Genomic DNA, 19606 nt, shown 5'->3' with positions numbered 1-19606 from the left:
TTCTTCTCCCATGCCGACGCCCACCGCCATCGTGATCGAGGACGAGCCGCAGATCCGCCGCTTCGTGCGCGGCGCGCTCGAGGCCGAGGGCTGGCAGGTGCACGAGGCCGCCACGCTGCGCGACGGCCTCGCCGCGGCCGGCACGCGCCAGCCCGACCTGCTGGTGCTCGACCTCGGCCTGCCCGACGGCGACGGCGTCTCGCTGATCCGCGACGTGCGCGGTTGGTCGGCGGTGCCGATCATCGTGCTCTCCGCGCGCAGCGACGAGGCCGACAAGATCGCCGCGCTCGACGCCGGCGCCGACGACTACCTGACCAAGCCCTTCGGCACCGGCGAGCTGCTCGCGCGCGTGCGCGCCAACCTGCGCCGCCCGCGCGCCACCGGCGGCGAGGAAGCGGTGGCCGAGGCACTGTTCCGCTTCGGCGAGATCGAACTCGACCGCGCGGCCCGCATCGTGCGCCGCGCCGGCGCCGAGGTGCACCTCACGCCCACCGAATACCGCCTGCTCTCCGTGCTCGTCGCCAACGCCGGCCGCGTGCTCACGCAGCGCCAGCTGCTGCGCGAGGTCTGGGGCCCGTCGCACACCGGCCAGAGCCACTATCTGCGCATCTACATGGGCCACCTGCGCCAGAAGCTCGAAGCCGATCCCGCGCAGCCGCGGCATCTGCTGACGGAGACGGCGGTGGGGTATCGGCTGGTGGTTTGAGGGGCGGAAGACCGGACGCAGAGGACGCGAAGGTTACGCGAAGGACGCGAAAGGAATACCGAAGAATGGTGTGGGCTGCCGTTGCACGACGGCGCCTCCCTTCGGTTCCGCCAGGGCGCTGCGGCTGCACAGGCGCAGCCCACACTTTCAGGCTGTTTTTTTGCGTCCTTCGCGAAACCTTCGCGTCCTCTGCGTCCGGCTGCCCGATTTCTCAGCCCTTGTTAGGGTTCAACAGAAACTTCTCTCCCGTCGCCTGCCGGCCGTACACCGCGATCGCATCGGGCTGCAGCGCCTCGTGGAACGACACCTCCCGCGTGTAGTGGCTTGCGAAGGTGGTCTTGAGTTCGGCCACGACGCGCGCGCGCAGCCGCTGCACGCCTTCGTCGCCGATCTTCTGCAGGAAGGGGAACAGCAGCCAGCCGCCCATGCCCCAGGCCATGCCGAAGTTGCGCACGAACTCGGTCGGACCGCGGTCGAGGCCGCCGTAGATGTAGACCTGCTTGTGCGTGGTCGAGCCGTAGCGGCTGTACTCCTTCGCGTTGCGGTTCAGCGCCGCTTCCATGCAGCCGAGGATCTGGCCCGCGAGCTTGCCGCCGCCGGTGGCGTCGAAGGCGAGGGTGGCGCCGGTCTCGGCCAGCGCATCGGTCAGGTCGTCGAGGAAGGTGGGCGAGGCGGTGCTGCAGACGTACTTCGCGCCCAGGCCGCGCAGCAGCGCCTCCTGCTCGGGCTTGCGCACGATGTTGACCAGCGCGATGCCGTCCTTCTGGCAGATCCTGTTGAGCATCTGGCCCAGGTTGGAGGCGGCTGCGGTGTGCACCAGCGCCTCGTGGCCCTCGCGGCGCATCGTCTCGACCATGCCGAGCGAGGTGAGCGGGTTGACGAAGCATGAGGCGCCCTCGGCCGGCGTGGTGCCCGCGGGCAGTTCGAGGCACTGCGCCGCGGCGACCGCGCGGTACTGCGAATACATCGCGCCGCCGATTGCCGCCACGGTCTTGCCGAGCAGCGCCTGCGCGGCCGGCGATGCACCGGCCTGGACGACCACCCCCGCGCCCTCGTTGCCGACCGGCATCGACTGGTCCAGCCGCGCGGCCATGGCGGGCATGGCGCGCTCGGGCACGGTGGCGGTGACGACCGGGCGCTCGGGCGTGCCCGACGCCTTGACGGTGCCGATGTCGGCGGCGCCGAACAGCAGGCCCAGGTCCGAGGGATTCATCGGCGCGGCCTCGACGCGGATCACCACCTCGTGGGGCTGCGGTTCGGGCATCGGCACGTCGTGCAGCGAGAGTTCGAGTTCGCCGCTCGCGCGGATCAGGGAGCGCAGTTGCAGTGCCATGGCGGGCCTTCCGTGGATCGAGGGGCCGGCCAGTATAGGAGCGGCTCGCGGGCGCCGCTGCCGCCTTCAGGACACTTGGGGAATCGCCGGCGCCTGCGCGAGCGCATGGCGCATCTTCTCGGGGTCGAAGCGATCGAGGTAGCGCGGGATGTTGCGCCAGACCGTGTGGTAGCCGTAGCCGCCGCGCAGCATCTCCAGGCGCGCGCTCTCCTTGTCCCAGTCCTGCACCGCCATGCGGTAGGCGGCCGCGACCACGCCGGTGCGGTCGGCGCCGTGCATGCAGTGGATCAGCACCGGCCCGTGCTTCTCGGCTTCGCGGATCGCCGCCAGCGCGCGCAGCACCTTCGCGTCGTCGATGGCCCAGGTGTTGATCGGCACGCGCACCAGCCGCATGTCGTGGCCCGCGAACACTGCGCGGTCGTCGTTGAAGGAACGCAGGCTCACGATGGTGCGGATGCCGAGCGACCGGAGCGCCGCCACGTTGCCGATGCGCGGCTGCGCACTGCGGTACAGCGTGGGCGTGATGCGGTGCAGGTTCTCGACGCCGAGCACGTCGAGCGGATCGGCCCAGTGGCCGGGGCGCGGCACGGCGCGCGCGGCGGCTTCCTGCTGCCGGCGGTGCTTGCGCTTGGGCATCCTCATCGCGCGCGCCCCGGCCGGTGCCGCACGAGCAGGATCACGCAGGCCACGGCCAGCCCGCCCCAGTAGTCGACCGGCGCGCCCCAGAGCCAGTGCTTGTGCCAGAAGGCATCGACCGGGTTGAAGCGCGCCCAGCCGAAGGCCGGGTTGATCATGAACCAGAGGAAGTCCTCGCAGACCCAGAACACGATGAGGCCGACGACGGCGAGCCCCGCGTCGCGCCAGGTCCAGCGCCCGTTGAAGGCCAGCGGCGCGAAGAACACCAGCGCCATGAAGGTGAAGACCCAGGCGTGGTAGCCGGTCATCGCGCGGCCGCCCCAGAACAGGTCGAGCCAGATGCTGTTCTCGATGCGCCACGTGGGCAGCGACGTGGCCCAGCCCGCGCCGCCCTCGATCTGGATCTCGGCATTGGCGAAGAAGAAGGCCATCACCACCACCCATGCGAGGTAGCCCAGGGTGCGGGCGATGCCCGTTCTTTCCGTTGGGCCGCTCATCCGGCCTGCCCCAGCACGTGGCGCAGCACCGCGGCCGCGGCCCGGGGCTTGCCGAGCGCGCGGCTGCGCGCCGCCATCGACGCGAGCTTGGCCGGATCGGCCATCAGGCGCGCGACCTTGTAGTCGAGGCCGATCGCGTCGTAGGCGAGCCAGGCCGCGCCTTCCTCCATCAGGAAGCCGGCGTTGTGCTCCTCCTGCCCCGGAATGGGCGAGATCAGCAGCATCGGCTTGCCGAGCGCGAGGCACTCCGACACCGTGAGGCCGCCCGGCTTGGTCACCACCAGGTCGGCGGCGGCCATGAGCCTGTGCATCTCGCTCGTGAAGCCGATCGCGACCACGCGGCCGGGATGGCGCGCCGCCAGCGCCTGCAGCCGGGCGTGCGCGTCGGCATTGCGGCCCGCGACGGCGATCACCTGGAAGCCGCTGTCGCCGCCAGGGCCGAGCACGCGCTCGACCATGCTCGGCAGGTCGCCCACGCCGGCACCGCCCGAGACCATCAGCAGCACCGGCCGCGCCGGATCGAGCCCGAGCGCCGCGGCGCAGGCATCGCGCGCGAGCGCGGGCGCATCGGGTTCCGAGAAGGCCGGCATCACCGGAATGCCGGTCACGTGGATGCGCTCGGCCGGAATGCCGCGCGCGCGCAGCCGGAAGGCCACTTCCTCGGTGGCCGCGAGATAGCCCGTCATGCCCGGCACCAGCCACATGTTGTGCAGGTCGTAGTCGGTGATCTGCAGCCACACCGGGCAGTCGATGCGGCCGCGGTTGCGCTCGCGCATCAGAAGCTCGGCCGGCAGGAAGTGGGTGCAGATCACCGCGGCGGGCTTGGCGCGGCGCAGCTCGCGCACCAGGGCGCCGGTGGAGAGGCGCTCGATGCCGCGGCGCAGCCGCTGCGAGGGCGCATGGTGCGGCGTGGCGTCGGTGCGCTGGTGCAGGTACGACCAGAGCTCGGGCGCGCGGTTCACGAGCTGGATGTACCAGTCGGTGTAGACCTTGCGGAAGCCGCCGTTCACATGGGCCATGGCGTCGATGTGCACCGCGGTGTGCGGCGGGGTCGCGGCGATGGCGGCTTCGAGGGCTTGCGCGGCGCGCACGTGGCCGTTGCCGGCACTCACACTGAGGATCAGGATTTGGGTCATGCAGGTCCGGGGCCGCCGGCGGGGCGTTGGCGCGTCATTCGGGCGCATTATCGCCACGGCGCAAGACACGTCTCGCGGGCCGCGGCCATGGGCGAAAATGCCCGCTGCCGCGCGTCGCCCGACCGCGCCCTCCTTCTTCCCCATGACCGACGCCACCGCACCGATCCGCCTCAACAAACGCATGGCCGAGCTCGGCCTCTGCTCGCGCCGCGAGGCCGACGACTGGATCGCCAACGGCTGGGTGAAGGTGAACGGCCGGCCGGCCGAGATGGGCGTCAAGGTCACGCCCGCCGACCGCATCGAGATCGACAAGGCGGCCAAGGGCCAGCAGGCGAGCCAGGTCACCATCCTCATCAACAAGCCCATCGGCTACGTCAGCGGACAGGCCGAGGACGGCCACGAACCGGCGGTCACGCTGTTCACGCCGCAGAACCGCTGGGCCGAGGACAACGCGCGCTTCTTCTTCAACGCGAGCCAGCTGCGCGGCCTCGCGCCCTGCGGCCGGCTCGACATCGACTCCACCGGCCTGCTCGTGATGACGCAGGACGGCCGCATCGCGCGCCAGCTCATCGGCGAGGACTCGGTGATGGAGAAGGAATACCTCGTGCGCGTGGCCTACCACGGCCTCGGCCAGCCGGCGCCCACCGGGCAGCTCGTGCGCCTGGACGACGAGGACCCGGTCACCACCAACGTGCAGGCGGTGTTCCCGCGCGCCATGCTCGCGAAGCTGCGCCACGGCCTCAGCCTCGACGGCCAGGCGCTCAAGCCCGCGCGCGTCGAATGGCAGAACCCGGAGCAGCTGCGCTTCGTGCTCACCGAAGGCAAGAAGCGCCAGATCCGCCGCATGTGCGAGCTCGTCGGCCTCAAGGTGGTGGGCCTGAAGCGCGTGCGCATCGGCAAGGTGATGCTCGGCAACCTGCCGGTGGGGCAGTGGCGCTACCTGGCGCCGCACGAGCGCTTCTGAGCGCCGGCGCTCAGGCTGGCCTAAGAATCCGGCAGCAGGCTGCGCCACGGCGCAGGCATGGCGGCCCGCGCAGCGACGAAGGGGCGATGCGATGCGTGTGCTGCTGGTGGAAGACGACGAGACGATCGGGCGCAGCCTGAAGCAGGCGCTCGACGGCGCGGGCTGGTCGGCCGACTGGGTGCGCGACGGCGAGCTCGCGCAGAGCGCGCTGGCCGACGGCGGCTACACCTGCGTGCTGCTCGACCTGGGCCTGCCGCGCCAGGACGGCACCGAGGTGCTGCGGCGCGCGCGCGAACGCGGCGACGCCACGCCGGTCGTGGTGCTCACCGCGCGCGGCGGGCTGGAAGACCGCATCCACAGCCTCGACATCGGCGCCGACGACTACCTGCGCAAGCCCTTCGAATTCCGCGAGCTCCTGGCGCGCATGCGCGCCGTGGTGCGCCGGCGCGACGGCGCCGCGCACTCGCTGATCGGCGGCGCCGTGCTGCAGCTCGACCTGACCACGCGCGAGGTCGTGGTGCAGGGCGTGCGCGAGGCGCTGACGGCGCGCGAGTTCGCACTGCTGCATGCGCTGCTCGAGCGGCCCGGCGCCGTCCTCTCGCGCGAGCAGCTCGAGAACCGCATCTACGGCTGGGGCGAGGAAGTGACGAGCAACGCCATCGACGTGCTGATCCACGGCATGCGCCGCAAGCTCGGCGCCGGGGCCATCCGCAACGTGCGCGGGCTCGGCTGGCGCGTGCCGCAGTGAGGGCGCGGCCGCGCTCGATGCCGAGGCCTCGTTCGCGCGGCGCCTTCGTGGTGCGGCGCTGCCGCTCGGCGCTCACGCCGGGCTAAGACTTCGCTCACGGCCGGCTCAGTCTCGCGGCCTAGAGTGGGCAGGGCCATTCATCACCAGGAGACCTCATCATGCGCATGCCCTTCCAGCTTCTTGCCCTCGGCACCGTGGCCGCGTTCACGGCCTTCGGCACCGTCCATGCCTCGGCCGAGACGATGGACGGCTCGGACTACCACCCGCTGCAGATGCGTTCGCCCGAGAACCCCGAGGTGCAGGCCGGCGCGATGGCCGCCGCGCGCCCGGCCGGCACCGAATCGATCGGCCAGTCGACCAGCGCGCCGGCGATGAACTCGACGCTGCCGGTGGCCGAGATCGAGGCCGGCGCCTATGCCGCCGCGCATCCGAGCGGCACCGAGTCCATCGGCCAGTCGACCGCGCTGCCGCGCGTGCAGTCGGCGACCGGGCTCTGAGCGGCGCCCGTTCCTTCCCGCTCCCGTTCCCGTTCAGTCGTCGCTGCTCGCGAGCAGCGCGCGGTAGATCAGCGCGCCGATCACGGCGCCCGCGATCGGCGCGACCCAGAACAGCCACAGCTCCGACACCGCGTACGAGGGTCCGAACAGCGCCGGCCCGGTGCTGCGCGCCGGATTGACCGAGGTGTTGGTCACCGGGATCGAGATCAGATGGATCAGCGTGAGGCACAGGCCGATCGCGAGCCCTGCGAAGCCGCCGGCCGCGCGCTTGGCGGTGGCGCCGAGGATCACGATCAGGAACACCGCGGTCAGCACCACCTCGCAGACCAGCGCCGCGGTCATGCCGTACTTGCCGGGCGAGTGCTCGCCGAAGCCGTTGGTCGCGAAGCCGCCGATCTCCGCGGCGGGCTTGCCGGTGGCGATGAGGTAGAGCACGCCCGCGGCCGCGATGGCGCCGAGCACTTGCGCGACGACATAGCCCGCGAGCTGGGACGCCTTGAAGCGACCCGCGGCCGCCAGGCCGATCGACACCGCCGGATTGAAGTGGCCGCCGGAGATCGGGCCCAGCGCATAGGCCCCGGTCACCACCGTCAGCCCGAAGGCCAGCGAGACGCCGAGAAAGCCGATGCCGAGTTCGGGAAAGCCCGCCGCCAGCACCGCGCTGCCGCAGCCGCCGAAGGTGAGCCAGAAAGTACCCATGAACTCCGCGGCCCACTTTTTGTAAGTGCTGTGTTCCATGTTTCTCCATCCTCGAATCGTTGTTGAAGTGCGCCCATGGTCATGGCGCGGGCGGATTCTAGGAACGGAACACGCGTGCTTTGTGAAATAACTCGCGGTGGGCGGAACCTGTTCACAAATCGCCCATCTTTCGCGGCCGCCGTGCAAGGCGAGACGGCTCAGAGCACGACCACCACCTTGCCGAACGCCCCCCGCGCCAGATGGTCGAGCGCCTCCGGCAGCGCATCGAAGTCGTAGCGCGCCGCGATCACCGGTTCGAGCGCATTGACCTCGACCGCGCGCACCAGGTCCTCGAGCGCGCGCCGGTGGCCCACGCCGATGCCCTGCACCGTGATGCGGCCGAGCACCATCGCGTAGAACGAAGCGCTGAGGGTCTCGCCGCCGAGCATGCCGATGATCGAGACGCGGCCGCCCTGTGCCGCCGCCTGCAGCGAGCGGTCGAGGTGGGGGCCGCTGGCGAGTTCGAGCACATGGTCCGCGCCGCGGCCCTGCGTGAGCCGGCGCACCTCGGCGGGCCAGTCGCTGTCGCGCATCAGCACCTCGGTGGCGCCGAGCGCGAGCGCCTCGGCGCGCTTGTCCGCGCTGCCGGTGACCACGATCGCGCGCGCGCCATGCAGCCGCGCGAGCTGCAGGCCGAACAGCGCGACGCCGCCGGTGCCGTGGATCAGCACGGTCTGGCCGGGGCGCAGCGCGCCGGTCTCGGCCAGCGCGAACCAGGCGGTGAGGCCGGCGCAGGGCAGCGTGCTCGCCTGGGCGAAGTCGAGCGTGGCGGGCGCGGCCACGGCCCATTCCTGGTCGATCAGCACGTGCGAGGCCAGCATGCCCGGCCCGGGACCGCCGGCGAGCACCGCGCCGGCATGCCAGGGCCCGTCGATCCAGCCGCCCCAGAAGGTGTTGATCACGCGGTCGCCCTCGGCGAAGCGGTGCACGCCGGGGCCGGCGGCCAGCACGGTGCCGGCCATGTCGGAGCCGGGCGTGAAGGGCAGCGGGAAGGACATGCCCATGCCGTCGCGCACCATCAGCAGGTCGCGGTAGTTGAGCGACACCGCGCCCACCTGCACGAGGAGCTGGCCCGGGCCGGGCGTGGGGAGCGGCTCTGACGCCACTTGTTCGAGCTGGTCGCGGCCGAAGGAAGCGAGTTGCCAGCGCCGGAGCGTTTGTCGGGTTTGCATGAAAAGGCCTCCGTTGAAAAAAGAAGGCTTCATGCTATTGGCGAGTAGCGCTATCCATTGGTGGATAATTTTCGTCTTCGAGTTTCTGAAAAGTATCCAATGAGCCAGCGCCTGCAGGGTATCGAGGAATTCGTCGCCGCGGTCGAGGCCGGCAGCTTCGCGCGGGCGGCCGAGCGGCTGCACGTCACGCGCTCGGCGGTCGCCAAGAGCATTGCGCGGCTGGAGGCGCGGCTCGACACGCGGCTGTTCCTGCGGACCACGCGCAGCCAGAGCCTCACGGCCGAAGGCCACGGCTACTACGAGCGCTGCCGGCGCGCGCTCGCGGAGCTCGATGCGGCCGAGGCGCTGGCCGATGCGGCGCGCAGCACCGCGGCCGGGCTGGTGCGCCTGAGCATGCCGGCGATGCTCGGGCGGCTGAAGGTGGGGCCGCTGCTGCTCGCGCTCGCGCGCCGGCATCCGCAGCTGGTGCTCGAACTCTCGTTCAACGACCGGCGCGTGGACCTGGCCGAGGACGGCATCGATCTCGCGATCCGCAGCGGCGAGCTGCCCGACACCGCCGAACTGGTCGCGCGGCCGCTGGGCGCGCAGTGGATGGTGCTGTGCGCCGCACCCGCCTACCTGGCCGAGCGCGGGCGGCCGTCGGGCATTGCCGACCTGACCGGCCCCCTGCACGAGGCGGTGGTCTATGCGCGCGACGGGCAGGTCTCGTCCTGGCGCTTCCACGATGCCGAGGGCCGGCTGGTCGAGGCGACGCCGCCTTCGCGCCTGCGCTGCGACAGCGCCGAGGTGCTGCTCGAAGCCGCCATCGGCGGCATGGGCCTGGCGCGCCTGCCGGCCTGGCTCGCGGCCGATGCACTGGCGGCGGGCACGCTGGAACGCGTCTTCGAGGAGCCGCGGCCCTTCGGCTTCGAACTGCACGTGATCCGCCCGGCGGGCCGCTACCTGCCGCACAAGACGCGCGTGGTGATCGACTGGCTGGCGGAGCATCTGCCGCCGCTGCTCGCGGCGCGCTGAGTGCGCAATGCCGCGACGACTTTGGTTCTCGCTCCGGTCACACGGTGCGGGGCATGATGAACGGGCCGCCCGGCCGGGCGTGAAATCGTCAACGAAGGGCCTCTTGTGATCCGCATCGGAAGCCCCAACTCGCAGAGTTGATAAGCCGGTGGGTTCCGCCGGAGCGCACGGCTTAGAATTTTTTCGCTTAGCAATCACTGGGTTCAAATGGCCGATTCCTCTTCCCATACCAAACTCCCGTTCCAGGCTGAAGTCGCGCAACTGCTGCACCTCGTCACGCATGCGCTGTACTCCAACAAGGAAATCTTCCTGCGCGAACTGATCTCGAATGCCTCGGACGCCTGCGACAAGCTGCGCTTCGAGGCCATCGACCATCCCGAGCTCTACGAAGACCAGCCCGAACTCGACGTGCGCCTGTCCTTCGACAAGGCCGCGCGCACCATCACCATCACCGACCGCGGCATCGGCCTGTCGCGCCAGGAGGCGATCGACAACCTCGGCACCATCGCCAAGAGCGGCACCAAGGACTTCATGAGCAAGCTCAGCGGCGACCAGAAGGCCGACGCGCAGCTCATCGGCCAGTTCGGCGTGGGCTTCTATTCGGGCTTCATCGTGGCCGACAAGATCACGGTCGAATCGCGCCGCGCGGGCCTGCCGCCCGAGCAGGGCGTGCGCTGGACGAGCGGCGGCGCGGGCGACTTCGAGGTCGACGACATCACGCGCGCCGAGCGCGGCACGCGCATCACGCTGCACCTGCGCGAGGACGCCGACGAATACCTCAACGCCTGGAAGCTCAAGCAGATCGTCGGCAAGTACTCCGACCACATTTCGCTGCCCATCCTCATGGAGAAGGAGGAATGGAAGGACGGCGAGAACGACCAGCCGGGCGACATGGTCAAGACCGGCGAATGGGAAACGGTCAACAAGGCCAATGCGCTCTGGAGCCGCAACAAGAAGGACATCACGCCCGAGCAGTACGAGGAGTTCTACAAGGCGATCAGCCACGACTTCGAGGCGCCGCTCGCCTGGAGCCACAACCGCGTGGAGGGCAGCACCGAGTACACGCAGCTGCTCTACATCCCCTCGAAGGCGCCGTTCGACCTCTGGAACCGCGACAAGAGCGCGGGCGTCAAGCTCTACGTGAAGCGCGTCTTCATCATGGACGACGCCGAGGCGCTGCTGCCGAGCTACCTGCGCTTCGTGAAGGGCGTGATCGACTCGTCCGACCTGCCGCTCAACGTGAGCCGCGAGCTGCTGCAGGAAAGCCGCGACGTGAAGGCCATCCGCGAGGGCAGCACCAAGCGCGTGCTCGGCATGCTCGAGGACCTCGCGAAGAAGCAGAAGACCGGCCCGGAGAGCGGCGAGGGCCGCATCGACGTGGGCTCGGGCGAATCGGTGCCCGCGCCCGAGCCGACCGAAGGCGTGACCGACGTGGTCGACAAGAACGCGCCCACCGCGGCCGAAGCCGCCGCGGCAGCGGCCGACGAATCGGGCAAGTACGCGAAGTTCTATGCCGAGTTCGGCGCCGTGCTCAAGGAAGGCCTGGGTGAGGATTTCGCCAACCGCGACCGCATCGCCAAGCTGCTGCGCTTCGCGTCGACCACCAGCGACACCGTGAGCGTGAGCTTCGCCGACTACAAGGCGCGCATGAAGGACGGCCAGGACGCGATCTACTACATCACGGCCGACACGCTGGCCGCCGCCAAGAACAGCCCGCAGCTCGAGGTCTTCAAGAAGAAGGGCATCGAGGTGCTGCTGATGACCGACCGCGTCGACGAGTGGGCGCTCAACTACCTCACCGAGTTCGACGGCACGCCGCTGCAGAGCGTGGCCAAGGGCGCGGTCGATCTGGGCAAGCTGCAGGACGAGGCCGAGAAGAAGGCGGCCGAGGAAGCGGCCGAATCGTTCAAGCCGATGCTCGAGAAGCTCAAGGAAGCGCTCAAGGACAAGGCCCAGGACGTGCGCGTGACCACGCGCCTGGTCGATTCGCCCGCCTGCCTGGTGGTGCAGGACGGCGGCATGAGCACGCAGCTCGCGCGCATGCTCAAGCAGGCCGGCCAGCCCGCGCCCGACCTGAAGCCGGTGCTCGAGGTCAACGCCGAGCATGCGCTGGTGAAGAAGCTCGAAGGCTCCGAGCATTTCGACGACCTTGCCAACATCCTGTTCGACCAGGCGCTGCTGGCCGAAGGCGGCCTGCCGGCCGATCCCGCGGCCTACGTGAGGCGCGTCAACGCGCTCCTGGTGTGACGCCCCGGCCGCGCACCGCAGGCGTTCGCACGGCCGCCGTGGCCGTGGCGGCACTGCCCTTGCTGCTGGTGGGCGGCTGTTCGCACTATCACGTCGGCATTCCGCTGGTGCCGGGACTCTCGCTCGGGCTCGGCGCCACGAAGGACGGCAATTTCTCGGTCGGCCTGAACACCGGCTGGGGCCCGCTCGGCGCGGGCGTGTCGGTCAACAACACGGGCGTGGTGGCCGGCACCGCGGGGGTGGGTGTCGGCGTGGGCATCGGCCCGATCGGCACCGGCGTGGGCGTGGGCAAGAGCGTGGTGCTGCACGATCCCAACGCGGGCAAGGCCGCTGCGGCGCCGGTCGCCACCACCACCGTCGGGCCCGCACTGGCCGTGGGGCCGGCCCCCGCGACGGCGGCCACGACGGCCGCGGCGGCTGCGCCGGTAGCGCCGGTGCGCGTGGTCTACCGCACGCCCAGGGCGGCCACCGCGCCTGCGCCTGCGCGCGAGCTCGGCACGCCCTTCAATCCGATCGCGCCTTAGCCTTCGTCAGGTCCGCCTGCGGGCAGGAACGTGCTGCCCGGCGTCAGCGGCGCATGCCGGTAGCTCGCGGGCGTGCGCCCGAGCTTCACGGGCGCGCCGATGCCACGGTAGCCCCCTTCCATCTCCACCACCATGCCACGGTGTGCCGTGTGCGGATGTTCGAGTGCGGCGTCCACAGGCAGCACCGGCGCGGCGGGCACGCCGGCGGCCATGAGCTGCTCGACCAGCGCGCGGCCGTCGAACGCCGCCAGCGCGGCCTCGAGCCGCTGCTTGAGGCCGGCGCGGTGCACCGAGCGCGCGCCGGCCGTCTGGTAGAGCGGATCGTCGGCCAGCTCGGGCAGGCCGATGCAGCGGCACAGGCTCGCGAACTGGCGGTCGTTGCCGACGGCGACGAACACGGGGTCGGTGCCGGTGGCGAGTGCGTCGTAGGGATAGATGTTGGGATGCGCGTTGCCGGTGCGCCGGGGCGCGGTGCCATCCATGAACCAGTTGGCCGCATGCGGATGCAGCAGCGAGAGGCCGCTGTCGTAGAGCGCGGCCTCGACGAGCTGGCCGCGGCCGCTCTTCTGGCGCTCCTGCAGCGCGAGCAGCACGCCGATGACGGCGTTGAGCCCGGTCACCATGTCGACCACCGGCAGGCCGACGCGCAGCGGGCCGCCCTCGGCCTCGCCGTTGATGCTCATGATGCCGGTCATGGCCTGCACCGCGGCGTCGTAGCCGGGCAGGGCGCCGAGGGGGCCGTCGGTGCCGAAGCCGGAGACGCGGCACCACACGAGGCGCGGAAAGCGCTGCGAGAGCACGTCGAAGCCGATGCCCCAGCGTTCCATGGTGCCGGCCTTGAAGTTCTCGATCAGCACGTCGGCCTCGGCGACGAGCGCGAGCAGCGCGGCGCGGCCGTCGTCGGTGGCCAGGTCGAGGTGCTGCACGCGCTTGTTGCGGTTGAGGCCGTGGTAGTACGAAGCCACGCCGTCCTTGAACGGCGGGCCCCAGGTGCGGGTGTCGTCGCCCTGCGGGGGTTCGACCTTGAGCACGTCGGCACCATGGTCGCCGAGGATCTGGCCGCAGTAGGGACCGCCGAGGATGCGGGAGATGTCGAGGACGCGGATGCCTGCGAGGGCGCCTGGGGTGCTTGTCATTGGCTTTGTTTCGTTTGTGTGCTTTTCAGGAGACGTGTTCGGAGCGCGTGTTCGGGGCGCGTGCACAGGGCACCGGGTACTCCCCTCCGCGAATGTCCCCCGCCTTCGGCTCCTCCTTTATTTCGCTGCGGGGAGCACCCGATGCCCTGTGCACGGGGCACGCGGCTGGTTTGCGGCCGATCAACCAGTGCTCTGATCCGCTCCCACCGTCGGCGGGAGCGCGCCCTGAACGCAAGCCATGTCAATCGAGCTGCGCCCCCGACTTCTTCACCACGTCCTTCCACTTCGAAGACTCGCTGGCGATGAACTGCCCGAGCTTCTGCGGCGAGGTGTCGGCCGCCGATTCGAGGCCTTGCGCCGCGAACATCTGCTTCACCTTGGGCGAGCCGAGCACTTCGGCGAACGCCTGGTTGAGCTTGCCGATGCGGTCCGCGGGCGTGCCGGCCGGCGCGACGATGCCGAAGAACACGCTCACGTCATAGCCCTTGTAGCCCTGCTCGGCGATCGTCGGCACCTCGGGCAGCGCCTGCGAACGCGCGGCCGTGGCCACGCCGAGCGCGCGCAGCTTGCCGGTCTTGACGTAGGGGAGCGCGGTGAGGATGTCGGTGAAGGTCATCTGCACCTGGCCGCCGAGCAGGTCGTTGAGCGCCGGCCCGGTGCCCTTGTAGGGCACGTGCTGCAGGTCGGTGCCGGCGACCGAGTTGAACAGCACGCCCGCGAGGTGCGACGACGCGCCGTTGCCCGAGGAGGCATAGCTGAGCTTGCCCGGGTTGGCCTTGGCATAGGCGACGAGTTCGCGCACGTCCTTCGCGGGCACGGAGGGATGCACCACCAGGATGTTCGGCAGGTGGCCAACCTGGATCACCGGGGCGAAGCTCTTGACCGGGTCGTAGCTGATCTTGCGGTAGAGGCTCGAATTGATCGCGAGCGGGCCCGAGGTGCCGAAGAGCAGCGTCTGGCCGTCGGCCTCGGCGCGCGCGACGTAGTCGGCCCCGATGTTGCCGCCGGCACCGGCGCGGTTCTCCACGATCATCGGCTGGCCGAGGCGGTCCTTCATCTCGGCCGCGAGCGTGCGCGCCATCGCATCGGTCGGCCCGCCGGGCGGGAAGGGCACCACCAGCATCACCGGCTTGGAAGGAAAGGGTTCGGCGGCCTGCGCGGCCGGCATGGCCGCGAGCAGCACGGTGCATGCGGCGGCGGGGAGGCGCAGCGAAAGAAGAAGGGTGCGAAGAAGAGGGCGCAAGTTTGTCTCCGGTGAGGTCTGTCTTTTTGAGGGATGGCGGCCTGCGTCAGGCGACGGCCGCGTCGGCGCGTGCCACGCCGGGATTCCATTCGGCCGGCAGCGCGTCGGGCATCAGCGGATCGCGCGGCAGCACGCGGTGCGCGAGCGCGAGCTGCGCCCAGCGCAGCCGCGCGGCAGAGCCGGTGCGCGCGGCCTCCCAGGCCATCGCGATCGCGCTCGTGCAGTGGTAGAGCGCCGAGGCCGCCTGCCGCGCCAGCGCGTCGCCGCCCTCGCGCGCGGCGGTTTCGGTCAGTGCCGCGGCGCGCGCCAGCGCATCGCGCAGGGCCTTCGCGAACGCGGGCGAGAGCGCCGGGGAACGCGCCGCATCGGCGAGCAGCGCCTCGCAGTGCGCGCGCAGCACCGGCAGCGAGCCTTCGCGCTTCACCGCGCGGATCACGTCGAGCGCGACGATGTTGCTCGTGCCTTCCCAGATCGAGCCCAGGTGCGCATCGCGCACCAGCCGCGGGTCGCTCCATTCCTCGATGTAGCCGCAGCCGCCGCGCACTTCCATCGCATCGCCCGTGACCTTGCGCGCATCGCGGCAGGCGCGGAACTTGATGAGCGGCGTGAGGATGCGCAGCAGCGCGTAGGCATCGGCTTCGCCCGCGTCGGCGCGCGCGAGCGCCTGCGCGGTCTGGCACACCATGGTGCGCGCCTGCTCGGCGGGCACGCGCAGCTTGTCGAGCTGGCGCTGCATCAGCGGCATCTGCGCCAGCGTGCGGCCGAAGGCGCGGCGCTCGGCCGCGATGTACTCGGCCTCGGCCCACCGCGCGGCGCATCAGGCCGGCGGCGCGCACCCCGTTCGACAGCCGCGAGTTGTTGACCATGTCGGCCATCTGCACGAAGCCGCGGCCTTCCTCGCCCACGAGGTAGGCGACCGCGCCCTCGAGCCGGATCTCGCCGCTCGCCATCGAGCGCGTGCCGAGCTTGTCCTTCAGGCGCACGATGCGGTAGTGGTTGAGGCGGCCGTCGTCGAGCCGGCGCGGCAGCAGGAAGAGCGACACGCCCTTCATGCCTTCGGCGCCGTCCTCGGCGCGTGCGAGCACCATCGCAAAGTCGGCATCGGGGTTGGAGCAGAACCACTTGTCGCCGGAGAGGCGCCAGCTGCCGTCGGGCTGGCGCGCGGCGCGCGTGGCGGTGGCCGCGATGTCGGAACCCGCGGCCTGCTCGGTCATGAACATCGCGCCCTGGGCCAGTTCATCGAAGTCGAGCGAGGTCAGGCGCGGCAGGTACTTGGCGACCAGGTCCGGGCTGCCGAACTTCTTCAGCGTGCGCGTGAGCGAATCGGTCATCGAGACCGGGCAGCACAGGCCGAACTCGGCCTGCACGAAGAGATAGGTCAGCACGTACTTGACCAGCGGCGGCATGCGGCCCTGCCAGCCCAGCGTGTCCTCGCGGTGCGAGATCGCGGCCAGCCCGAACTCGCTCAGCGCGAGGCGCTCCATCTCGACGTAGGCCGGGTGCTTGATGATCTTCTGCTCGTCGAGCCCGGTGCGCGTGCGCTGGCGCAGCACCGGCGGATGGCGGTCGGCCGTGCCGGCGAGCTCGTCGAGCAGGCCGCCCGCGAGGCCGCCCAGGCGCTCGAAGTGCGGCTGCATGTGGCGCAGCAGGTCGGCCGGCAGGTAGAGCGCGAGCAGCTCGCCGAAGCCCGCGTCGGCGGTGAACAGGTTCTGGCCGTGGCGGTCGGGAATGGGATGGGCGTGCGGCGTGGCCTGCGCCTGGGCGGCGGCCGCGGTTTCGGTCGGCATCGAAGTCGTCTCCTGGTTTCCGCCGCATTGTTCGCAGGGCTGCGATCCGTGTCTAATATCGAATAGGTCTTGTTCGATTCGATCTGGCTATTGATGGAACTCCGGCACCTGCGCTATTTCTCCGTGCTCGCCGAAGAGCTGCACTTCGGCCGCGCCGCGCGGCGGCTGTCGATCTCGCAGCCGCCGCTGTCGGTGGCGATCCGCCAGCTCGAAGACTCGGTGGGCGCGCGCCTGTTCGAGCGCAACAGCAAGGAAGTGCGGCTCACGCCCGCGGGCGAGGCGCTGCGCGCTTCCGCGCGGCGGCTGCTGCGGCAGGCCGAGGAGGCCGCGCTCGAGGCGCGCGACGTCGCGGCCGGTTCGGCCGGGCGGCTGCGCATCGGCTTCGTCGGCGCGATGCTGTACCGCGGCCTGCCGCAGGCGCTGCGCGCGTTCCAGGCGCGGCATCCGGCGGTGCGCATCACGCTGGCCGAACTCAACTCGGGCCTGCAGATCGCCGAGCTGCTGCACGACCGGCTCGATCTCGGCTTCGTCCACACCGCCCGCATGCCGCCCGAACTGCAGCACCGGCTGCTGCTGTCGGAACCCTTTGTCTGCTGCCTGCCGGCCGGCCACGCGCTCGCGCGCAAGCGCGTGCTGGCGCCGGCCGACCTGCGTGCGCAGCCCTTCGTGCTGTTCTCGCGCGAGGTCTCGCCCGACTACCACGAGCGCATCCTCTCGATCTGCGCCGAGGCCGGCTTCCAGCCCGAGGTGCGGCACGAGGTGCGCCACTGGCTCGCGGTGGTCTCGCTGGTGTCGCAGGGCCTGGGCGTGGCGCTGGTGCCGCAGGCGATGCGCCATTCGGCACTGCCCGGCGCGGTGTTCCGCCCGCTGGACCGGGCCGTCGCGCAGTCGGAGGCCTACGGGGTCTGGCGCGCGGGGCCGGTCGGTCCGCTGGTCGAGCGGCTGCTGGAAGGCGTGGCCGAGGCGGTGCCTCAGGCGTAGAGCGGCTCCTCGGCCATCTGCTCGCACTGCTCCTGCAGCACGAGGATCTGGCCCTTCCAGTAGTCGCTCGAACCGAACCACGGGAAGTTGATCGGGAAGATCGGGTCTTCCCAGCGCCGCGCGAGCCAGGCGCTGTAGTGGATGAGCCGCAGCGTGCGCAGCGGCTCGATCAGCGCGAGCTCGCGGCGGTCGAACTCGCGGAACTGCTCGTAGCCGTCGAGCAGGCCCGAGAGCTGCGCGGTGCGCTGGGCGCGCTCGCCCGACAGCAGCATCCACAGGTCCTGCACCGCGAAGCCGGTGCGCGCGTCGTCGAGGTCGACGAAGTGCGGGCCGCCCTCGGGCCGGTCGGTGGGCGTCCAGAGGATGTTGCCCGGGTGCACGTCGCCGTGCAGCCGCAGCTTGCGCGGCTGGAAGTCGCCCGCGTTCGGCGCGGCGGCTGCGAGCGGCGTGGCGGCGATCATCTCGAGCGCCTCGTTGCAGGCCTTTTCCCAGTCGCGCTGCACGTCGAGCGGGATCTTGTCGTGGCCGAGCAGCCAGTCGCGCGAGGCGGTGCCGAAGTTCTGCATGTCGAGCGCGGGCCGCGCCTCGAAGGGCCGGGCGCTGCCCACGGTGTGGATGCGCGCGAGGAAGCGCCCCACCCATTCGAGCACCTCGAAATCGTCGAGCTCGGGTGCACGGCCGCCGCGGTAGGGGCTCACGCTGAAGGCAAAGCCGGCGTGGTGGTGCAGCGTGCGGCCGTCGAAGGCCCGCGGCGGCACCGCCGGGACTTCGGCCGCGGCCAGCTCGAGCGAGAAGCCGTGCTCCTCGAGGATCTCGGCCTCGCTCCAGCGTTCGGGCCGGTAGAACTTGACCACCACGGCGCTGCGGTCCTCCAGGTACACCTGGTAGACCCGGTTCTCGTAGGAGTTCAGGCTGGTGAGGCGGCCGTCGCCATGCAGGCCGAGCGTTGCCAGCGCGTCGAGCACCACGTCGGGCGTGAGGCTCTCGTAGGGATGGGTGTTGGCGGGCGCTGCGGGGGAGGAAGGGGTCATGCGGCGATTGTCGCTACCTGCCGCCCGCGCCGTGCGCTCACAAGCCCCCGGGCCGCTCCCGCAGCGAAAGAATGTGCCCGATGCGCGGATCGCCCCGGCCGGCCAGCACCTGCGCATAGGCGGCCGCCGCGGCCTCGGCGCCGTGGTGGTGCGCGACACGCAGCCAGGGCTGGCGCGCGTCCGTCACCGCGGCGATGAAGTTCTGCCAGGCCGCCGTCATGCGGCGGCCGAACGCGTCGGCGCCCCATTCGGCGGTGCGCTTCTTGATCTGCGCCGGCGCGAAGAACAGCGTGGCGCGCGGGCCCGCAAGACTCTTTCCCGCGCCCTTGGCGGCGAGCTGTTCGAGGTGCGTGCCGCCGATCGAGCAGCTGTACCTGAGGTGGTCCGCGAAGCGCGCGTGGATCGCTGCGCGCAGCGGCCCGTCGCCCGCGAAGTCGACGTACACGCAGGGCGTGTCGGCCGCGATCTGCGCATCGATCGCGTCGTAGGTCAGCACGCGGTGGTAGCAGCCCAGGCTTTCGCAGAAGGCCACGTTGCCCGGCGAGGTGAGTCCGATCACCTCGATGCCTTCGCGCTGGTGCAGCTGGAACGCGGTGCCGTAGGCCGTCTTGCTCGACGCGCTCGACAGCAGCAGGGTGCGGGCGCCGAAGAAGTCGTTGTCGGCCATGAAGTCGTCGATCAGCCACGAGGTGATGAAGAGCGGCCGCAGCAGTGCCTGCACGTCCTCGGTGTCGGCGGTGTAGAGCGGATCGGCCTGGCAGCGGAAGTACTGGTTGTAGACCGCGGGCAGCGCCGCACGGTGCGCCGCGCCGTCGCCGAAGCGCTCGGGCGAGAGGCGCTCCGGGCTCAGCACCGCGCCGCTCGCCATCGGCCAGTAGCCGTAGAGCCGCTCGCCCACCGCCACGCCCGGATGCAGCGACTGCACCACGCTCGCGAAGCCCCAGACGGGAATGCAGCCCCAGCCTTCCTCGCCGGTCGGGAAGAACTGCCAGTAGTTCATCGCGTCGCCGAAGGCGGCATAGGTGATGTTGTTGGCCGTGAGCGCGAAGCTGTCGATGCGCACGCGCACCTGGCCCTCGGCGAGCGGCTGGTCGGTGGCGGTGTGCAGGCGAGTGGACGAGAGTTCTTCCTTGCGGATCAGCAGGCTGGTGGTGGTGCTCATGGCGCGGTCTCCAGTCGGTGAAGATGGGCCGGCCACATTAGCCAAGCTTGGTGA

At 70.8% G+C, this 19606-nt stretch carries 18 protein-coding genes and 1 pseudogene; 8 read left to right on the top strand and 11 right to left on the bottom strand.

The window, feature by feature from the left end; translation table 11 throughout:
- The first annotated feature begins 10 nt into the window (after positions 1 to 10).
- Positions 11 to 706: a two-component system response regulator KdpE gene (gene kdpE / locus M2165_RS08310; protein ID WP_280814185.1), complete on the top strand. Its 696-nt coding sequence runs from the start codon at positions 11 to 13 to the stop codon at positions 704 to 706.
- Between the two features lie 211 nt (positions 707 to 917).
- Here the strand turns inward: kdpE and M2165_RS08305 are convergent, their stop codons facing one another.
- From M2165_RS08305 to M2165_RS08290, 4 genes are all read right to left on the bottom strand, one after another.
- Positions 918 to 2039, bottom strand: coding sequence for a zinc-binding dehydrogenase (locus tag M2165_RS08305; RefSeq protein ID WP_280814184.1), 1122 nt, complete (start codon positions 2037 to 2039; stop codon positions 918 to 920).
- 66 nt (positions 2040 to 2105) lie between these two features.
- Complete coding sequence (locus M2165_RS08300) at positions 2106 to 2681, bottom strand: tyrosine-protein phosphatase (protein WP_280814183.1); 576 nt, start codon at positions 2679 to 2681, stop codon at positions 2106 to 2108.
- Positions 2678 to 3172, bottom strand: a complete 495-nt coding sequence (locus M2165_RS08295) for a hypothetical protein (protein ID WP_280814182.1) — start codon at positions 3170 to 3172, stop codon at positions 2678 to 2680. Before M2165_RS08295 ends, M2165_RS08300 begins: the two co-directional genes overlap by 4 nt.
- Positions 3169 to 4308 carry a glycosyltransferase gene (locus tag M2165_RS08290; RefSeq protein WP_280814181.1) on the bottom strand — a complete coding sequence of 380 codons (1140 nt, stop codon included), beginning with the start codon at positions 4306 to 4308 and terminating at the stop codon, positions 3169 to 3171. The genes M2165_RS08295 and M2165_RS08290 overlap by 4 nt, the downstream gene beginning before the upstream one ends.
- A 142-nt stretch (positions 4309 to 4450) precedes the next feature.
- Here M2165_RS08290 and M2165_RS08285 point away from each other — a divergent pair, with 142 nt between their 5' ends.
- The 3 genes from M2165_RS08285 to M2165_RS08275 all read left to right on the top strand — a co-directional run bounded on the left by M2165_RS08285 (position 4451) and on the right by M2165_RS08275 (position 6517).
- Positions 4451 to 5272, top strand: coding sequence for a pseudouridine synthase (locus tag M2165_RS08285; RefSeq protein ID WP_280814180.1), 822 nt, complete (start codon positions 4451 to 4453; stop codon positions 5270 to 5272).
- Positions 5273 to 5363: 91 nt separating this feature from the next.
- Complete coding sequence (locus M2165_RS08280; protein ID WP_280814179.1) at positions 5364 to 6020, top strand: response regulator transcription factor; 657 nt, start codon at positions 5364 to 5366, stop codon at positions 6018 to 6020.
- Positions 6021 to 6178: 158 nt separating this feature from the next.
- Complete coding sequence (locus tag M2165_RS08275) at positions 6179 to 6517, top strand: hypothetical protein (RefSeq protein ID WP_280814178.1); 339 nt, start codon at positions 6179 to 6181, stop codon at positions 6515 to 6517.
- A gap of 33 nt (positions 6518 to 6550) precedes the next feature.
- Here the strand turns inward: M2165_RS08275 and aqpZ are convergent, their stop codons facing one another.
- Entirely contained in the window at positions 6551 to 7255 is a 705-nt protein-coding gene (aqpZ, locus tag M2165_RS08270) for an aquaporin Z (protein ID WP_280814177.1), read from the bottom strand.
- A gap of 158 nt (positions 7256 to 7413) precedes the next feature.
- The gene (locus M2165_RS08265) at positions 7414 to 8427 is read right to left on the bottom strand and encodes an NAD(P)-dependent alcohol dehydrogenase (RefSeq protein ID WP_280814176.1); all 1014 of its coding nucleotides are present in this window, start codon (positions 8425 to 8427) and stop codon (positions 7414 to 7416) included.
- Positions 8428 to 8526: 99 nt separating this feature from the next.
- Here M2165_RS08265 and M2165_RS08260 point away from each other — a divergent pair, with 99 nt between their 5' ends.
- From M2165_RS08260 to M2165_RS08250, 3 genes are all read left to right on the top strand, one after another.
- Positions 8527 to 9441, top strand: coding sequence for a LysR family transcriptional regulator (locus tag M2165_RS08260; protein WP_280814175.1), 915 nt, complete (start codon positions 8527 to 8529; stop codon positions 9439 to 9441).
- 207 nt (positions 9442 to 9648) lie between these two features.
- Positions 9649 to 11688 (top strand): molecular chaperone HtpG, encoded by a 2040-nt coding sequence (gene htpG / locus M2165_RS08255; RefSeq protein ID WP_280814174.1) that lies wholly within the window; start codon positions 9649 to 9651, stop codon positions 11686 to 11688.
- Positions 11685 to 12212, top strand: coding sequence for a hypothetical protein (locus tag M2165_RS08250; RefSeq protein WP_280814173.1), 528 nt, complete (start codon positions 11685 to 11687; stop codon positions 12210 to 12212). The genes htpG and M2165_RS08250 overlap by 4 nt, the downstream gene beginning before the upstream one ends.
- Here M2165_RS08250 and M2165_RS08245 read toward each other — a convergent pair.
- The 3 genes and pseudogenes from M2165_RS08245 to M2165_RS08235 all read right to left on the bottom strand — a co-directional run bounded on the left by M2165_RS08245 (position 12209) and on the right by M2165_RS08235 (position 16378).
- Positions 12209 to 13348, bottom strand: coding sequence for a CoA transferase (locus tag M2165_RS08245; protein WP_280814172.1), 1140 nt, complete (start codon positions 13346 to 13348; stop codon positions 12209 to 12211). The genes M2165_RS08250 and M2165_RS08245 overlap by 4 nt on opposite strands.
- Before the next feature lie 241 nt (positions 13349 to 13589).
- Positions 13590 to 14516 (bottom strand): tripartite tricarboxylate transporter substrate binding protein, encoded by a 927-nt coding sequence (locus M2165_RS08240; RefSeq protein ID WP_280817497.1) that lies wholly within the window; start codon positions 14514 to 14516, stop codon positions 13590 to 13592.
- 121 nt (positions 14517 to 14637) lie between these two features.
- Positions 14638 to 16378, bottom strand: a pseudogene (locus M2165_RS08235) (acyl-CoA dehydrogenase family protein).
- Between the two features lie 93 nt (positions 16379 to 16471).
- Between M2165_RS08235 and M2165_RS08230 the strand changes: the two are divergent.
- Positions 16472 to 17359, top strand: coding sequence for a LysR family transcriptional regulator (locus M2165_RS08230; RefSeq protein WP_280817496.1), 888 nt, complete (start codon positions 16472 to 16474; stop codon positions 17357 to 17359).
- On the opposite strand, the gene M2165_RS08225 is transcribed toward M2165_RS08230, so the two are convergent.
- The gene (locus tag M2165_RS08225) at positions 17350 to 18390 is read right to left on the bottom strand and encodes a serine/threonine protein kinase (protein WP_280814171.1); all 1041 of its coding nucleotides are present in this window, start codon (positions 18388 to 18390) and stop codon (positions 17350 to 17352) included. The genes M2165_RS08230 and M2165_RS08225 overlap by 10 nt on opposite strands.
- Before the next feature lie 37 nt (positions 18391 to 18427).
- The gene (locus M2165_RS08220; RefSeq protein ID WP_280814170.1) at positions 18428 to 19552 is read right to left on the bottom strand and encodes a DUF2855 family protein; all 1125 of its coding nucleotides are present in this window, start codon (positions 19550 to 19552) and stop codon (positions 18428 to 18430) included.
- Positions 19553 to 19606 lie beyond the last annotated feature (54 nt).

The organism is Variovorax sp. TBS-050B, from assembly GCF_029893635.1.
GTDB lineage: Bacteria > Pseudomonadota > Gammaproteobacteria > Burkholderiales > Burkholderiaceae_C > Variovorax.
This window is presented reverse-complemented; position numbering and strand designations above follow the sequence as displayed.

Bases quoted from the DNA above. Each gene is read 5' to 3' on its own strand.
- kdpE (WP_280814185.1), top strand. From the start codon at position 11: ATGCCGACGCCCACCGCCATCGTGATCGAGGACGAGCCGCAGATCCGC.
- M2165_RS08305 (WP_280814184.1), bottom strand. From the start codon at position 2,039: ATGGCACTGCAACTGCGCTCCCTGATCCGCGCGAGCGGCGAACTCGAA.
- M2165_RS08300 (WP_280814183.1), bottom strand. From the start codon at position 2,681: ATGAGGATGCCCAAGCGCAAGCACCGCCGGCAGCAGGAAGCCGCCGCG.
- M2165_RS08295 (WP_280814182.1), bottom strand. From the start codon at position 3,172: ATGAGCGGCCCAACGGAAAGAACGGGCATCGCCCGCACCCTGGGCTAC.
- M2165_RS08290 (WP_280814181.1), bottom strand. From the start codon at position 4,308: ATGACCCAAATCCTGATCCTCAGTGTGAGTGCCGGCAACGGCCACGTG.
- M2165_RS08285 (WP_280814180.1), top strand. From the start codon at position 4,451: ATGACCGACGCCACCGCACCGATCCGCCTCAACAAACGCATGGCCGAG.
- M2165_RS08280 (WP_280814179.1), top strand. From the start codon at position 5,364: ATGCGTGTGCTGCTGGTGGAAGACGACGAGACGATCGGGCGCAGCCTG.
- M2165_RS08275 (WP_280814178.1), top strand. From the start codon at position 6,179: ATGCGCATGCCCTTCCAGCTTCTTGCCCTCGGCACCGTGGCCGCGTTC.
- aqpZ (WP_280814177.1), bottom strand. From the start codon at position 7,255: ATGGAACACAGCACTTACAAAAAGTGGGCCGCGGAGTTCATGGGTACT.
- M2165_RS08265 (WP_280814176.1), bottom strand. From the start codon at position 8,427: ATGCAAACCCGACAAACGCTCCGGCGCTGGCAACTCGCTTCCTTCGGC.
- M2165_RS08260 (WP_280814175.1), top strand. From the start codon at position 8,527: ATGAGCCAGCGCCTGCAGGGTATCGAGGAATTCGTCGCCGCGGTCGAG.
- htpG (WP_280814174.1), top strand. From the start codon at position 9,649: ATGGCCGATTCCTCTTCCCATACCAAACTCCCGTTCCAGGCTGAAGTC.
- M2165_RS08245 (WP_280814172.1), bottom strand. From the start codon at position 13,348: ATGACAAGCACCCCAGGCGCCCTCGCAGGCATCCGCGTCCTCGACATC.
- M2165_RS08240 (WP_280817497.1), bottom strand. From the start codon at position 14,516: ATGCCGGCCGCGCAGGCCGCCGAACCCTTTCCTTCCAAGCCGGTGATG.
- M2165_RS08230 (WP_280817496.1), top strand. From the start codon at position 16,472: ATGGAACTCCGGCACCTGCGCTATTTCTCCGTGCTCGCCGAAGAGCTG.
- M2165_RS08225 (WP_280814171.1), bottom strand. From the start codon at position 18,390: ATGACCCCTTCCTCCCCCGCAGCGCCCGCCAACACCCATCCCTACGAG.
- M2165_RS08220 (WP_280814170.1), bottom strand. From the start codon at position 19,552: ATGAGCACCACCACCAGCCTGCTGATCCGCAAGGAAGAACTCTCGTCC.